The sequence below is a fragment of the Streptomyces sp. NPDC107454 genome, assembly GCF_055582885.1.
On sequence record NZ_JBVJPA010000010.1, the window covers coordinates 356324 to 371102 of the forward strand.

General features: G+C 72.1%; 13 protein-coding genes. 9 read left to right on the plus strand and 4 right to left on the minus strand.

Features of this window, described 5'->3' with window-relative positions; all coding sequences use genetic code 11:
- Nucleotides 1-76 precede the first annotated feature (76 nt).
- Nucleotides 77-1783, plus strand: a complete 1707-nt coding sequence (locus ACZ69M_RS27130) for an ATP-binding cassette domain-containing protein (RefSeq protein WP_470053738.1) — start codon at nucleotides 77-79, stop codon at nucleotides 1781-1783.
- Nucleotides 1784-1958: 175 nt separating this feature from the next.
- Here the strand turns inward: ACZ69M_RS27130 and ACZ69M_RS27135 are convergent, their stop codons facing one another.
- Nucleotides 1959-3464, minus strand: a complete 1506-nt coding sequence (locus tag ACZ69M_RS27135) for an aminotransferase class V-fold PLP-dependent enzyme (protein ID WP_470053740.1) — start codon at nucleotides 3462-3464, stop codon at nucleotides 1959-1961.
- 165 nt (nucleotides 3465-3629) lie between these two features.
- Here ACZ69M_RS27135 and ACZ69M_RS27140 point away from each other — a divergent pair, with 165 nt between their 5' ends.
- Both ACZ69M_RS27140 and ACZ69M_RS27145 read left to right on the plus strand, forming a co-directional pair.
- The gene (locus ACZ69M_RS27140) at nucleotides 3630-3845 is read left to right on the plus strand and encodes a DUF4177 domain-containing protein (RefSeq protein WP_060898994.1); all 216 of its coding nucleotides are present in this window, start codon (nucleotides 3630-3632) and stop codon (nucleotides 3843-3845) included.
- Nucleotides 3846-4074: 229 nt separating this feature from the next.
- Nucleotides 4075-4875 carry a VOC family protein gene (locus ACZ69M_RS27145; protein ID WP_470053742.1) on the plus strand — a complete coding sequence of 267 codons (801 nt, stop codon included), beginning with the start codon at nucleotides 4075-4077 and terminating at the stop codon, nucleotides 4873-4875.
- 1 nt (nucleotide 4876) lies between these two features.
- On the opposite strand, the gene ACZ69M_RS27150 is transcribed toward ACZ69M_RS27145, so the two are convergent.
- On the minus strand, nucleotides 4877-5872 hold the full coding sequence (locus ACZ69M_RS27150) for a DUF5937 family protein (RefSeq protein WP_470053744.1): 996 nt from the start codon (nucleotides 5870-5872) through the stop codon (nucleotides 4877-4879).
- 172 nt (nucleotides 5873-6044) lie between these two features.
- Between ACZ69M_RS27150 and ACZ69M_RS27155 the strand changes: the two genes are divergently transcribed.
- On the plus strand, nucleotides 6045-7250 hold the full coding sequence (locus tag ACZ69M_RS27155; RefSeq protein WP_470053745.1) for an MFS transporter: 1206 nt from the start codon (nucleotides 6045-6047) through the stop codon (nucleotides 7248-7250).
- Between the two features lie 79 nt (nucleotides 7251-7329).
- Here ACZ69M_RS27155 and ACZ69M_RS27160 read toward each other — a convergent pair whose 3' ends face one another.
- Nucleotides 7330-7566, minus strand: a complete 237-nt coding sequence (locus ACZ69M_RS27160) for a DUF6296 family protein (RefSeq protein WP_352052947.1) — start codon at nucleotides 7564-7566, stop codon at nucleotides 7330-7332.
- A gap of 188 nt (nucleotides 7567-7754) precedes the next feature.
- Between ACZ69M_RS27160 and ACZ69M_RS27165 the strand changes: the two genes are divergently transcribed.
- The 3 genes from ACZ69M_RS27165 to ACZ69M_RS27175 all read left to right on the plus strand — a co-directional run bounded on the left by ACZ69M_RS27165 (nucleotide 7755) and on the right by ACZ69M_RS27175 (nucleotide 11919).
- Nucleotides 7755-10460: a SpoIIE family protein phosphatase gene (locus ACZ69M_RS27165; protein ID WP_470053747.1), complete on the plus strand. Its 2706-nt coding sequence runs from the start codon at nucleotides 7755-7757 to the stop codon at nucleotides 10458-10460.
- 149 nt (nucleotides 10461-10609) lie between these two features.
- Entirely contained in the window at nucleotides 10610-11068 is a 459-nt protein-coding gene (locus ACZ69M_RS27170; protein ID WP_470053749.1) for a cyclic nucleotide-binding domain-containing protein, read from the plus strand.
- A gap of 38 nt (nucleotides 11069-11106) precedes the next feature.
- Complete coding sequence (locus tag ACZ69M_RS27175; protein WP_470053751.1) at nucleotides 11107-11919, plus strand: N-formylglutamate amidohydrolase; 813 nt, start codon at nucleotides 11107-11109, stop codon at nucleotides 11917-11919.
- On the opposite strand, the gene ACZ69M_RS27180 is transcribed toward ACZ69M_RS27175, so the two are convergent.
- Nucleotides 11909-12478 (minus strand): pyridoxamine 5'-phosphate oxidase family protein, encoded by a 570-nt coding sequence (locus ACZ69M_RS27180; RefSeq protein WP_470053753.1) that lies wholly within the window; start codon nucleotides 12476-12478, stop codon nucleotides 11909-11911. The two genes, ACZ69M_RS27175 and ACZ69M_RS27180, sit on opposite strands and share 11 nt — an antisense overlap.
- A 139-nt stretch (nucleotides 12479-12617) precedes the next feature.
- Here ACZ69M_RS27180 and ACZ69M_RS27185 point away from each other — a divergent pair, with 139 nt between their 5' ends.
- Both ACZ69M_RS27185 and ACZ69M_RS27190 read left to right on the plus strand, forming a co-directional pair.
- A complete protein-coding gene (locus ACZ69M_RS27185) occupies nucleotides 12618-13442 on the plus strand; it encodes an amidohydrolase family protein (RefSeq protein WP_470053755.1) in 825 nt (274 codons plus the stop codon).
- A 49-nt stretch (nucleotides 13443-13491) separates the two neighbouring features.
- On the plus strand, nucleotides 13492-14742 hold the full coding sequence (locus ACZ69M_RS27190; RefSeq protein ID WP_470053757.1) for a DUF4032 domain-containing protein: 1251 nt from the start codon (nucleotides 13492-13494) through the stop codon (nucleotides 14740-14742).
- The last annotated feature ends 37 nt before the right edge of the window (nucleotides 14743-14779 follow it).

Sequence of the window (14779 nt, forward strand, 5' to 3'; positions counted from 1 at the left end):
TGGAACGCCGCGTCCCGCGGGAGCGTGCGCGTACGGTTGAGCCGCGCGGTGCGCCACCCCCTGGCATGCTGCACCCATGCCGACGCCCATACAGCCGTCCTCGTCCACCGAAGCCTCCGCCACCTCGGTCAACGGCCTGCGCCTACAGGCACGTTCGGTGGGACAGCGCATCCACGGCGCTGGGGACGTCCTGCACGACGTGTCCCTCGACGTCGCGCCCGGGCGGCTCACCGTGATCGCCGGGAGCAGCGGGGCGGGCAAGACGATCCTCTTGCAGACGCTCGCCGGGCTGCGCGCACCGACGGAGGGGACGGTCCTGCACGACGGGACGCGACCCGGCCCGCCGGGGCCCGAGTTCGGGTTCGTGCCGCAGGAGGACATCATCCACCGCGAGCTGCCGCTGCGCCGGACGCTGGTGTACGCGGCGGGTCTGCGCATGCCGCCGGGCACGACGCCCGAGTCCGTCGCGGCGGGCGTGGACCGGGTCCTGGAGGCGCTCGGCCTCTCCTCCCGGGCGGCGACGCCCGTGCGCGCGCTGAGCGGCGGGGAGCGCAAACGGGCCAGTATCGCCGCCGAGTTGCTCACCCGCCCCCGTGTGCTCTTCCTCGACGAGCCCACCTCCGGGCTCGACCCGGTGACCGGTGCCGCCCTGCTGCGGACCCTGCGCGCGCTGGCCGAGGACGGCACCACCGTCGTCCTCACCACTCACACGCTCGCCGATCTGCTCCGCGGCGACCAGGTGGTGTTCCTCTCCCCCGACGGCGAGGTCGCGTACGCCGGTGAACCGGGTTCGCTGCGCGGGGCGTTCGGGGTGGGCACGGTCGAGGAGGTGTACGAGGCGGTGGCCCAGGGCGTACGCGTCGAGCGCGCCGCGCCGCCGGACGACGTACCCCAAGCCGACACACCGTCGCCTCCGGTTCCCGTCCGGCGTGTCGGTGCCCTGCGTCAATGGGCGCTGCTCACCCGTCGCGGCACCGCGCTCCTCCTGCACAACCGGCTCTCCGTCGCCGTCCTCGCCGGTTCGCCGGTGATGATCGTGGCGATGTTCGCGGTGCTGTTCCGGGCGGGCGCTTTCGATCGCGTGGCGCCCGACCCCGGATCGACCGCGATGATCATGTTCTGGATCGCGTTCGGCGCGTTCTTCTTCGGCCTGACGTACGGGCTGCTGCAGATCTGCACGGAACTGCCCGTGCTGCGCCGGGAATGGCTGGCCGGGCTGCGGATCGGTCCCTACGTCGCGTCGAAGCTGACCACCATGCTGCCGGTGCTCGCGGTCGCCGACGTACTGCTGCTGGTGGTGCTGCGGGCGCTGGACCGGCTGCCCGCGGCGGGATGGGGCACGTACGGTTCGCTGTTCGTGTCGAGCGTGCTGGCCTCGGCGGCGGCCCTCGCGCTGGGCCTGCTGGCCTCGGCCGCGGTGACGGAGCCGGGCCAGGCGACGCTGATGCTGCCGCTGCTGTGCTTCCCGCAGGTGCTGTTCTCGGGGGCGTTCGTGCCGGTGCCGCGGATGACCGGTGCCGGGGAGGCGATCAGCTGGGCGATGACCAACCGGTGGGCGTTCGAGGCACTGGGCAGCGGCGTCGGCCTGGAGTCGCTGTGGCGCACGGGCGCGTCGCCCCTGGGACCGCCGCTGCTGGACTCGTACGGGGACTCGTTCGGTCATCCGGCGAGCCGCGGCTGGTTGATCCTCGCGGGGTTCGCGGTGCTGTTCCTCGCGGCGACGTGGGCGGTCCTGGTGCGCAAGTGCCGGGAGGGCGCGGTACGGAGCCGGGCGGGCCGCTGAGCGCCGGGCCCGGCGGCCACGGGCGGCTTCGGTGAACCGGCGGCGGCGTCCGCGGGGCGCGTCCGGATACCCGGACGCGCCGCCCCCGTACGCCGGGCTGCCCGTCGCCTCGACCGCCCCGCCCTCGGCGCAGCCCCTTCGCAGGCCCAGGACGACCGTCACCCCCGCCAGACCCTCAGCACCCCACCCGGGCCGCCAGCCCCGTCACCCCCGGTACCCGGTCGCGGTAGGTCTGGGTCACGAACGTCAGGAACGTCTCGATGTCCCTGGGCTGGGACGACACGCCCAGGGAGATGCGGACGGCACCCGCCGAAGGCAGCTCAAGCAGGTCCAAGTACTCCTCCATCGAACCGAGTTGCCTGCCCGCTGCCGAGCGCAGCCGGCGCAGCGGCAGTGCGAACGCCGCCTCGCCGGCACCCGGGTTGCAGAAGCAGCCGGTCCGCAGGGAGATGCCGCGTGCGGCGCTGTCCCGGGTGACGACGCGTTCGTCGACGATCCGGCCGTCCGCACCCAACAGGTTGAGCGCGACCGTGCCGCCACGGGCCGCCCCGGCGTCCAGGGGGCCGTACACGCGGGCCATCGGGGAACCGTCGCTGTGGCGCAACGCGCTCAGGCCGGTGAGCAGTTGGCCGGTGAGGGTAGAGACGTGGGCGTGCACCCGGTCCATGCCGAGGCGGTCGATCCACTCCAGCCCGGCGGTGACGTCCGGGACGGACAGGAAGTTCACCGTGCCGTCCTCGAAGGCCGCCTCGTCGTCCGCGAGGACGTGCCACTGGGCCTGCGCGCTGACCGCGTAGATCGTGCCACCCGAGAACCAGGGTCGGCGCAGCTTGGCGAGGGCCTCCCGGCGGGCGATCAGGCTGCCGATGCCGGTGGGGTGGCCGAAGACCTTGTACCAGCTGACCACGGTGAAGTCCGGGTGGAACCGGCCGAGGTCGAGCGGGTTCGTCGGCACGAAGGCGGCCGCGTCCAGCAGGACGTCGTAGCCCTGCTCCCTCGCCCGCGCGATCCACTCCAGCGGATGCTGGACGCCGGTGAAGTTGCTCTGGGCCGGGTAGGCCAGCAGCCCCCGCGGCCCCCCGCCACCACGCCGTCCCAGGCGGCTCAGGTGACGCCCGGGACCGCGTCCGCGCGCGGTGAGCGCGTCCCACAGCCGTTCCTCGTCGATCCGCAGTCCGGGCCCGCTCACGGGGACGTACGCCGTCGCGGCGCCCCTGGCCCGCGCGTACTCGCGCAGACCGTTGACCGAGTTGTGGTTGTCCAGCGACATCACCAGCCTGCTGCCGCGCGCGAACGGATACGCCTCGCCGACCAGGCGCAGCGCGCCCGTGGCGTTGGGCGTGAAGATCACGGCGTACTCGGCGGGGTCCGCGCCGAAGTGCCGGAGCACCGCACGGCGGGCCTCCGCGAGCAGCACTCCCGAAGCGCGGGAGGCCGGGCTCTCGGAGTGCGGGTTGCCGAATAACCCGCCGGTGATCCGTTCGGCACTCCCCGTGACGAGCGAGCGTGGCGGAAGCCCGGCGCCCGTGTGGTCGAGGTAGGTGTGGCCCCCCTCGTCGAGGTAGCCGAAGTCGCGCGCCCGCAGCCCGGCGAAGCCGTCCGCGTCCCCTTCGCCGGCGGCCGTGCCTCCGTAGGGCTTTTCGGTCGCGCGTATGTGGCCGTTACCCGGTGCTGTGTCCATGAGTTCCCTCCGCGCGGCCGGTCCTTCCCCATACCCCGGACCGACCCTCCATGAAGCTTCGCCAAAGGTATCCGTACGGACCGGCCCCTCCCCTGTGCCACGGCATCGAACAGTGATTGGGTGGGCGCGGCCAAACCGTTCGAACCGCAGGAGAACCCCGCAGTCATGAGCAACGCTTACACGTACGAGTACAAGGTCGTCACCTTCCGGGAGTCGCTCATCGGCGACGCGCTGGACAGCGACAAGCTGGAGAAGGTTCTGAACAAGCACGCCGGGGACGGCTGGGCGCTCAAGGCGATCACGTCCGCCGATGTCAAGGGCCGCATAGGCCCCGGCGCGGTGGAGGGGCTGCTCCTGACCTTCGAGCGACCCCTAGGATAGATCCGCTTATGCCCGTTTATGTCGTTGTATGGTGCGTAGGACGCCGAGGCGGGGGATGCTGGAGCTGATGAGACAGCGTATTCGCGGGTACTCCTGAGCCGTCGGAGGCCTTCCGGTGCGGAAGGCCTCCCTGGGCTGGGCGGGTGCCGGTCGCGTGCCGTACGCCACCGATATCCCGGAGTACTCGTCTCCAGCCGCTGTCTGCCAGTGAGGTCAGGACGGTACAGCGATGAAGAGCGACGGAACACTCGCCCGTGCGGTTGTCTCCAGCCACTCGGTGTTCGGAGCGCCCTGCTGGGTCAGCCTGGCCACACGCGATCTGCGGGCCGCGCAGGACTTTTACCACGCCGTGCTGGGCTGGGAGTGGCACACGGGCAGGCTGGGCAAGGACTACCGGTTCGCCCGGGCCAACGGGGTGCCGGTCGCCGGGGTCTCGGCGATGTCCGGCATCGGAGAGAGAATGGCCACGTGGACCCCGTATTTCGCGGTGGCGAGTGCGGACGAGACCGTGTCGCGCAGTCAGGAGCGCGGGGGTACGACCGCGGTGGGGCCGATCTCGTTCCCGCCGGGCCGGGCGGCTCTGCTGGCCGACCGGGACGGAGCGGTGTTCGGCATCTGGGAGGGCGAGCTGGTGGCCGGCTGGGAGGAGTGGCGCCGGGCGGCACCGGTCTTCGTACGGCTGCACACCCGTGACGCCTTCGACGCCGCCATCTTCTACGCGGAGGTCCTGGAGTGGGCGTCCTCGGCCCCCGGGTCCTGCGAGGTGCGCTACGAGGACAACGAGGTCGTGCTGCGCAGCCGGGGCGACGTCGTGGCCCGTATCCACTCCGGCGCGGTCGAGGCGGCGCCCGACCCGACGATCCGGCCGCACTGGCAGATCCACTTCACCGTCGACGACGTCGAGGCCGCCGCCCGCGCCGCCCGCGCCCACGGCGGCACGGCCCACCAGCAGGGCCTCGGCTCGACCGAGGCCATCCTGACCGACCCCGACGGAGCGCACTTCACCGTCACCTGCAAGAGCGCCGCGTAGCTCATCGGGCCCCGGCTGCCAGCGCGTCCCCCAGCGCCGTGCGCTCGTAGAGGACGTACTGCCCCTGTCGGTGCGACACCAGCAGCCCGGCCTCGCGCAGCACCGAGAGGTGGGACGAGACGGACGAGAGGGCCAGACCGTGGCGGTTCGCCAGGGTCGTGGTCGAGGCGGGACCGTCGAGGCCGACGAGGACGGCGGCGCGGTGGGGTCCGAGCAGCCGGGCCAGCGCGGCGGGCGCCTCGTCGGGAGCGGCACCGGTCGGCGGGCCGCCCGTGCCCCGGGCCGGATAGATCACCGTCGGCTGCCAGGGCCGGGCGAAGCCGCTCACCGCGTCCGGCCGCACGAAGACACTGGGCATCAGCAGCACACCCCGCCCGTCGGCCCCCTGCGCCTCCTTCAGGTCGGCGTACATGCGCAGGGTGAGGGTGTCGTCCGCCCACCCGATCTCCGGGTGCAGGTCGCCGAAGAGCGCCTCGAGGCCGCCGTCCGCCAACTGCCGTGAGCGGTAGGCGATATCGGACTCCAGGAGCGCCTGGTGGCGGGGCCAGTCCGGCGCGAGGAGCGCGTGCCAGGCCCGCTCGGTGAGGTCGGCGAGGCGCCGCACGGTGCCCGCCGGGTCCTCCAACGCCGCCCGCCCGTACGGCGATGCGGCGGCGCCGGGTGTGCAGGCGAGCGAACGCGCCAGTTCCGTACGGGCCATGGCGGGGTCGGTGGCGCGCATCAGGGCCAGCTCCTCCTCGAAGGAGGCGTTCGGCGTCCGTGGCGGCGGTCCGAGGAAGTCCGGGGTGTAACCGCCCTTGCGGGGGATGAACAGCCACAGCTCCGCCAGGTCCAGGCCCGCCACGATGCCGCGCACGCGCCGCAGCCAGTCCCGGTGGAAGGCGTGCCGGTCCGGGCGCCGCAGCATGCGCAGCGCCTCGTGCGTCTGGCAGAGCGGGGACACCGCGAACCGGCAGCGCGTCAGATCGCCGGTGCCGAGGTGCAGGGTCAGCGGCAAAACAGTCTCCGACGGGTCTTCGGCCGAGCTCACGGGGTCGGGAGGGGCGATTCGGCTCCAGCCGAAAGAGTAGTGGGCCGGGCGGCGGCACCGCAGGCTGGCCCGTGGCCGCCTCCGGCCGCCCGCCCCCCTTCAGCACCCCCTCAACACCCCTTCGCAGAAAGGCTCGTGGATGGCGAGCGTTCGTCTCAAGGCCTGGCGCAGGGCCGCCGTCGTCGCCGCGCTCATGCTGGCCGCGTTCACCTTCAACACCACGGAGAATCTGCCCGTCGGACTGCTCCCGCTCATCGCGGAGGACCTGCGTGTGTCGCTCTCCTCCGTCGGGCTGCTGGTCACCGGGTACGGCCTGACCGTGGCCGTCGTCTCGCTGCCCGTCGCCCACCTGACCCGGTCGATCCCTCGCCGCCAGCTGCTGTCGGGCCTGCTGGGACTGCTCGTGGCGGCCAGCTGGATGTCGGCGCTGAGCGGTGTCTCGTACGGCTTCCTGCTCGCGGCGCGGATCGCGACCGCGCTGGCCCAGGCACTGTTCTGGGCGGTCATGGGTCCGGTCGCCGTGGGGTTGTTCCCGCCCGAGCGGCGCGGGCGGGTGATCGGGCTGCTGTCCGTCGGGGGCTCGCTCGCCACGGTGCTCGGGGTTCCGGCGGGTACCTGGCTGGGCGGGCACAGCGGCTGGCGTGCACCCTTCGTGGTGCTCGGCGCGTTCGGCCTCGTCACGCTCGTCGCCGTCGCCGTCCTGCTGCCGACCTCGCGCCCGGACGCGGGGCACGCGGCGTACGGGGCGACTCCCGACGTCCGCCGGTTCGCCGTGGTGCTGGCGACCACCGCGCTGTCGGCCACCGGCGCCTTCGCTGGATTCACGTACGTCGTCGCCTTCCTCGACGAGGTGAGCGGTTTTCCCAGGGATTCCGTGAGCGCCGTGCTGCTGGCGTTCGGGGCGGCGGGCATCGCGGGCGTCACGGCGGCAGGACCGCTCCTCGACCGCTTCCCGCGCGCGACCCTGACGGTCCCGGTGGCGACCCAGGCGGTGGCGCTGCTCGGGCTGTACGTGGACGGCGGGCGCAGCGAGGTGGCGGCCGTCGCCCTGATGATGCTGCTGGGCGCGTCGGTGGGGCCCGTCGTCATGGCCACGCAGAGCCAGGTCCTCCACGTCGCACCCGGGCGCACGGAACTCGCCCTGGCGGCGAACTCGGCCGCCTTCAACGCGGGCGTCGCGGCGGGTGCGCTGAGCGGCGGCGCCCTGCTCCACGCCGCCGGGGTGCGTGGCACGTTCCTGTTCGGCGGAGTGCTCACACTCGGCGCCCTGGCCGTACTGACCTGGCCCGCGACCGGCTCGTCGCGGGCCAGGGCCTGTCCGGCGGATCAGGTCGGAGGAAAGTGACGGCGTCTTCCAACCCCGCGTCTACGGCGTAAGCTCGCGTCTCCGGCATGATCCGCCGGACAAGCCCTGGGCCGGGCGGTCAGGGCAGTGGTTCGGCGGTGGGCACCATCGGCGACTGGTAGCCGCCGCTGGCCAGCATCCGCACTTCCCCCGCTGTGCTGATCTCGGCGCGGAGTATGCCGGTGGGGTCGCAGTACACCGGGTTCCCGCCCGGTCCAAGGGTGTCGGTCCGTTCGACGACCACCTCGTCGGTGATGACGCCGACGCCTGATTCCTGATGGGTGAAGATCAACCGGTAGCGGTCCGGAGTGTGCATGACGACCTCCCGTACCCGAGACAAGCCAGAGTTACATAGGCGGGCAAATCGACCCCCCTCCATGATGCGGCCAGATCAGCCCGACAGCAGCACTCGCCGAGCGGCCCGTGCCACGGGCCCCGACCGGCCTCTGTCACACCGTGCGCCGCCTCTCGCCTCGGGGCGCCCGGCAGTGTAGACATAGGCACATGGTCCGGCTCTTGGGTCGATCCCGGGCTCGGTCGACCCCTCGCCCAGGCGGTCCGCGCGCGGGGCGCAGACCCGCGTGGGGACCGCGGTCGGCGCTGGGCGGGCGCAGCGTCGCGGGCCAGGTGTTCGTGCTGCAAGTGGTGATCGTGCTGCTGCTGATCGTCTCGGCGGTGGTGGCGCTGGTGCTGCAGGTACGGCACGACAGCACGCAGGAGGCCCGCAATCGTTCGCTGGCCGTCGCCGAGACGTTCGCCCACGCGCCCGGCATCCGTGAGGCGCTGAGCAGCTCCCACCCCACGCTCGTGCTGCAGCCGCAGGCCGAGGCCGCCCGCAAGCAGTCCCACGTGGACTTCATCGTCGTGATGAACACCGACGGGATCCGCTACACCCACCCCAAACCGGACCGGATCGGCAAGAAGTTCGTCGGGAACACCGCCCCCGTGCTGGCCGGCCACTCCATCACCGAGGAGATCAACGGGACCATCGGGCCGCTGGTGCAGGCCACGGTTCCCGTCAAGGCACCCGACGGCAAGGTCGTGGGCATGGTGTCGGCCGGTATCACGACCGCCAACGTGGGCGGTGTCGCGGACCGGCAGCTGCCCCTCCTGCTGGGCGCCGCGGCCGCCGCCCTCGCCCTCGCCCTCGGGGGTACGGCGCTGGTGAGCCGACGCCTGCTGCGCCAGACACACGGCCTGGGCCCGTACGAGATGACCCGCATGTACGAGCACCACGACGCGGTGCTGCACGCCGTCCGCGAGGGCGTGATCATCGCCGGCGGCGAGGGACGGCTGCTGCTCGCCAACGACGAGGCACAGCGCCTCCTCGACCTGCCCCCCGACGCCGAGGGGCGGCATGTCCTGGAACTGGGCCTCGAGGCGGACACCGCCGAGCTGCTGTCCTCGGGACGGATCGCCACGGACGAGGTGCACCTGGTCGGGGACCGGCTGCTGGCCATCAACCAGCGGCCCACGGACCTCCAGGGCGGCCCGCCCGGCAGTGTCGCCACCCTGCGCGACTCGACCGAGCTGCGCGCGCTGTCCGGCCGGGCCGAGGTGGCGCGCGAGCGCCTCAAGCTCCTGTACGACATCGGGGTGGGCGTCGGCACCAGTCTGGACGTGACCCGCACCGCCGAGACGCTGGCCGAGGTGGCCGTTCCGCGGTTCGCGGACTTCGCGACCGTGGACCTGGCGGACGCCGTACTGAACGGGGAGGAGCCCGACGGGGTCACCGAGTTGCGCCGCACCGCGTGCAGCGGTATTCGCGAGGACGCCCCGCTCTACCCGGTGGGCGAGAAGATCCGCTTCATCGCCTCCACCCCCCAGGCCCGGAGCCTGCGCACGGGCGAGGCCGTCGTCGAGCCCGACCTGGAAGAGGCCCCCGGCTGGCTCGCCCAGGACCTGGAACGCACGACGCAGGTGGTGGAGTACGGCATCCACTCGCTCATCACCGTGCCCCTGCGAGTGGGCCCACTGGTGATGGGCGTCGTCAACTTCTGGCGCTCCCGCAAGCCCGAGCCCTTCGACGAGGAGGAGCTGGCCCTCGCCGAGGAACTGGTCGCCCGTGCCGCCGTCTCCATCGACAACGCACGCCGCTACACGCGCGAGCACACCATGGCCGTGACGCTGCAGCGCAGTCTGCTGCCGCGCAATCTGCCCGAGCAGAGCGCCCTGGACATCGCCTACCGCTATCTTCCGGCGCAGGCGGGGGTGGGCGGCGACTGGTTCGACGTCCTGCCGCTGTCCGGCGCCCGGGTCGCCGTCGTCGTGGGGGATGTCGTCGGCCACGGACTGCACGCGGCGGCCACGATGGGACGCCTGCGGACCGCCGTCCACAACTTCTCCGCCCTTGACCTGCCGCCCGACGAGATCATCGGGCTCCTCGACGAGCTGGTCTGCCGCATCGACCAGGACGAGGCGTCGGCGGACCCCAGCGCCGCGATCACCGGCGCCACCTGCCTGTACGCCGTCTACGACCCGGCCTCCCAGCTCTGCACGGTCGCCCGGGCCGGCCATCCGCCCCCGGCGCTGATCCGTCCCGACGGCAGCGTGGAGTTCCCCGACGTGCCCGCCGGCCCCCCGCTGGGGCTCGGGGGACTGCCGTTCGAGACGGCCGAGCTCAAGCTGGCGGAGGGCAGCCGCCTGGTGCTCTACACGGACGGACTCGTCGAGGACAGGGAACGGGACATCGACGAGGGGCTCGAGCTGCTGCGCGCCGCCCTCACGGGGGCCGACCGGTCACCGGACGACACCTGCCAGGCGGTTCTGGACGCCCTGCTCCCTGACCGCCCGTGCGACGACATCGCCCTGATCGTCGCGGGCACCCGCGCGCTCGGCGCCGAGCACATCGCCGAATGGCAGGTGCCGTCCGAACCGGCGGCGGTGGGCGAGGTACGCGCCTCGGTCACCCGGCAGCTGGCGGAGTGGGGCCTCGACGACATGGCGTTCACCACCGAGCTGATCCTCAGCGAACTGGTCACGAACGCCATCCGCTACGGCAGTGGCACCATCCAGGTCCGCGTGCTGCGTGACCGCAGCCTGATCTGCGAGGTCTCGGACAACAGCAGCACCTCACCCCGCCTGCGGTACGCGGCCACCATGGACGAGGGCGGACGCGGCCTGTTCCTCGTCGCCCAGCTCGCCGAACGCTGGGGCACCCGCTACACCCCGGCGGGCAAGGTCATCTGGGCCGAACAACCACTGCCCTGAGCGGCTCACGGAAGGGCGCACGGTCTCGATCCGGTCCCCCGGCGCGACGAATTCCGCGGTTGCCGGTCCAATGGAGGTGACGGGATACACCGGTACGACATGTGCCGTCGCGTCCATGGGGCCCTGCGGCGGTGCGATGGAGGTCCGCGATGCCCACTGCTCTCCGGCTGCTGCCCGCCCTCTCCCCCGACCACAGGGAACGGCTGATGTCCCTGGCCCGGGAGGTCTCCTTCCCGGCGGACGGAAAGATCTTCGAGGCAGGGGGAATCGCGGACCGCTTCTGGGTGGTCCGCTCCGGAACGGTCTCCCTGTACCAGCGGGTCGTCGGCGAGCGCCGCATCTCCGTGGCGACGCTGGGGCCCGGCGATCTGCTCGGCTGGTCGTGGCTGTTCCCGCCGCACCACTGGGACTTCGGCGCCGAGGCGTTCAGTCCTGTACGCGCGTACGAGTTCGATGCCGCGGAGGTGCGCGCGCTGTGCGAGCGGGATCCGGTTCTGGAACTGTCGCTGACCCGGACCATCGCCGCGATCCTCGCGCACCGGCTGGAGACGACCCGGGCGGCCTTGATCGAGCACTACGCGCGCCACGGCGGTGGCGGCGTGCGCTGAGGTGAGCGGTGGGGGCCGGGCTGCGATAGGAATCTCACGTGAACCAGACTCCTGACCGCAACGAGACGTCCTTCGAGCTCCTGCCCGGTGCCACCCACTCCCCCGTCATCCTGCACGTCCCGCACTCCTCGCGGCACATTCCGGCGCCGGTGCGCGCCGGTATCGCGCTCGACGACGCCGCGCTGGAGCGGGAGTTGGACCACATCACGGACGCGCACACCGCGGATCTGGCCGCGACCGCGGCACGAGCGGCCGAGGTCACACCATGGCGGTTCGTGAACCGGCTGTCCCGGCTCGTGGTCGATCCCGAACGCTTTCCCGACGAACGGGAGGAGATGCTGTCCGTCGGAATGGGCGCGGTCTACACCCGGACGACCCGGCGCACACCGCTGCGGCCCGCCGACGCCGACCCGCGGCCACTGATCGAGCGCTACTTCCACCCGTACGCGGCGGCCATGACCGCGGCGGTGGCCGACCGGCTCGCCGTCACCGGGCGGGCGGTGATCGTCGACGTCCACTCCTATCCGACGGCCCGGCTGCCGTACGAGCTGCACGGCGACGGTCCGCGACCGCAGGTCTGTCTGGGAACCGACTCCTTCCACACACCGCCCGAGCTGGTCGCCCTCGCCGAGAAGGCGTTCGCGGGCCTGAGCGGCGTCGGGATCGACAGCCCGTTCTCCGGCGCGTACGTCCCGCTGCGCTTCTACGAGCGGGAGCCGCGGGTCACCGCCCTGATGGTGGAGATCCGGCGGGACACGTACATGACCGAGCCTGGAGGCCCCACGGGCCCGGGGTTCCCACGACTCGCCTCCGCGCTGACGGCTCTCGTCGATGCCATGGTCAGCGGGTGAAGCGATAACAGGTCTGGCTGAAACTCTTGCCCCTGCCGAAGCCGAAGACGGTGTGGGGCACCACCTCGAAGACCAGGGCGAGGCCCGCGTCCCCGGCTTCCTCCGTCGACGGCGGCGCCGCAGCCGCCGTGGCGGAGTCGAAGGCCCCGTTGCGCACCTCGAAGTGCCACTGCGGGCCGTACTTCGCCTCCCACGCCGCCGCCAGCTCGGCCAGCCGCTTCTCGTCGGTGATCCGGACCGCGTCGCCCTCGACCACCAGGTCGGGGCCCTCGCCGTAGGCGTTGGTGCCGGTGGTGAGCACGACGTGCGGGTTGGCGGCGAGGTTCAGCCCCTTGCGCTCCCGCGCGCCGGTGGCGAAGTGGAGCGCCCCGTTCAGCCACACCGACATCAGTGGGGTCACGTGGGGCCGGCCGTCCGGGCGCACCGTCGCCAGCCAGAAGATCTCGGCCTTCTCCAGGCGGGAGACGGCCTCGGCCCAGGGTGCGGCGGTGGCCCCGGGGGAGCTGTAGCGCGCGTCCAGATCGGTCTGCGGTTCCTGCGTCTGTGCCCGTGTCGGCATGGCGGAGTCCTCTCGGTCCTCGGTTCCTCCCCCATGGTTCCCGTGAAGCGCTGACTCCGCGCGCGGATCCCTCTAGGGTCGGATCCAGGGACGGGATAAGCAATCGCTTAGCCACAAGCCCCGAGGAGGGTACGGGATCATGCCGGTCGTCGACGCGTGGATGCAGCACCCCACACTGCGCCACTCCAACCACGAGATGTTCGAGTCGCTGCGCCGCTGGACCGGCATGAGGCTGCTGGACGAGCCGCTTCCGGTGAAGGTCACGGTGGCGGCGCTCGCGGCTGCCGACGTGGAGATCGGGCTGTCCGCGGCCTGGTACGGGCCGCAGGGGCCCCTGATCGGCAACGACGAGGTCGCCGCGTTCGTCGCCCGGTCCGAGGGGCGGCTGCGCGGGGTCGCGGGCGTGGACCTGACCCGGCCCGTCGCGGCCGTGCGGGAGCTGCGGCGGGCCGTCCGGGAGCTGGGCTTCGTGGCCCTCAGGATCGTGCCGTGGCTGTGGCAGCTGCCGCCCACCGACCGGCTCTACTACCCGCTGTACACCGCCTGCGTCGAGCTCGGCATCCCGTTCTGCACCCAGGTCGGGCACACCGGACCGCTGCGCCCCTCCGAGACGGGCCGGCCGATCCCGTACATCGACCAGGTCGCGCTGGACTTCCCCGAGCTGACCATCGTCTGCGGGCACATCGGCTACCCGTGGACCACGGAAATGATCTCGGTGGCCGACAAACACGCCAACGTCCACATCGACACCAGCGCCTACACCGCCCGCCGCTACCCGACCGAACTGGTCGACTATCTGCGCGGACGGGGACGGCGCAAGGTCCTCTTCGGCTCCAACTACCCCATGATCACGCCGAGTCAGGCGCTGGAACACCTTCCTGACCTGCGCCTCGACGAGGAGACCACCGAGCTGTTCCTGTCGGGCAACGCCCGCCGCGTCTTCCGCCTCGGGGATCATTCGTAGATGCTGGGGCCAGGTACACGTTCGACCCCGAGGTGAGGGCAGCCCGTCGATGGCTTTGCAGATCAGCGCCACCAACCCGGAGCACCCCGCGCTCCTGCTCGAACTGCCCTGGCAACTGCCACTGGAAGAGTGGCCGGAGCACTACCTGGTCCCGCTCCCCCGCGGCATCTCGCGGCACGTGGTGCGCTACGCGCGCGCCGGGACCGAAGTCGTGGCGGTCAAGGAGCTGGCCGAGCGGCCCGCCCTGCGCGAGTACGAAATGCTGCGCAGCCTGGACCGGCTCTCCATCCCCGCCGTGGACCCGCTCGCCGTGGTCACCGGGCGCACCGACGGCGAGGGCGGCCCCCTGGAGCCCGTCCTCATCACTCGGCACCTGGGTGGCTCGATGCCGTACCGGTCGATGTTCGAGACGACCATGCGGCCCGCCACCATGCACCGCCTGATGGACGCGCTGGCGGTGCTGCTGGTGCGGCTGCATCTGGCGGGGTTCGCGTGGGGCGACTGCTCGCTGTCGAACACGCTGTTCCGGCGCGATGCCGGAGCGTACGCGGCGTATCTCGTGGACGCCGAGACCGGGGAGCTGCACCCGCAACTGAGCAGTGGGCAACGGGAGTACGACCTCGATCTCGCCCGCGTCAACATCAGTGGGGAGCTGCTGGACCTGGAGGCGGCGGGGGCCCTGCACCCCTCCGTCGACCCGATCGAGTTCGGCCTGGAGATCTGCGCGCGCTACCAGAGCCTGTGGGACGAGCTGACCCGCACGTCCGTCTACCCTGCGGGCAAGCACCACTACATCGACCGGCGGATCCGCCGCCTGAACGACCTCGGTTTCGACGTCGCCGAGATGCAGATCGCGCACTCCTCGAACGGGGACACGGTGACCTTCGTGCCGAAGGTCGTCGACGCGGGCCACCACCAGCGCCAGCTGCTGCGGCTGACCGGCCTCGACGCCGAGGAGAACCAGGCGCGCCGGCTCCTGAACGACCTGGAGAGCTGGATGGCCACCCAGGACGACTACGCGCCCGGCGATCCCCTGGCTGCCCGCCCGGAGGTCCTCGCCCACCGCTGGGTGCGGGACGTGTTCCGGCCGACCGTCCGGGCGGTGCCGCTGGACCTGCGCGGCACCATGGACCCGGCCGAGATCTACCACGAGCTCCTCGAACACCGCTGGTATCTGTCCGAGCAGGCCCAGCACGACATCGGCCTGGACACCGCCGTGGAGGACTACGTCACCAACATCCTCCCCAAGATGCGGGAGTCCCTGCTGCCACCGGCCGAGGCCCCCACAGAGCCCGCGTGAAGCGGTTCCAGAGCGAAGGCGAGCGTTCGTACATACG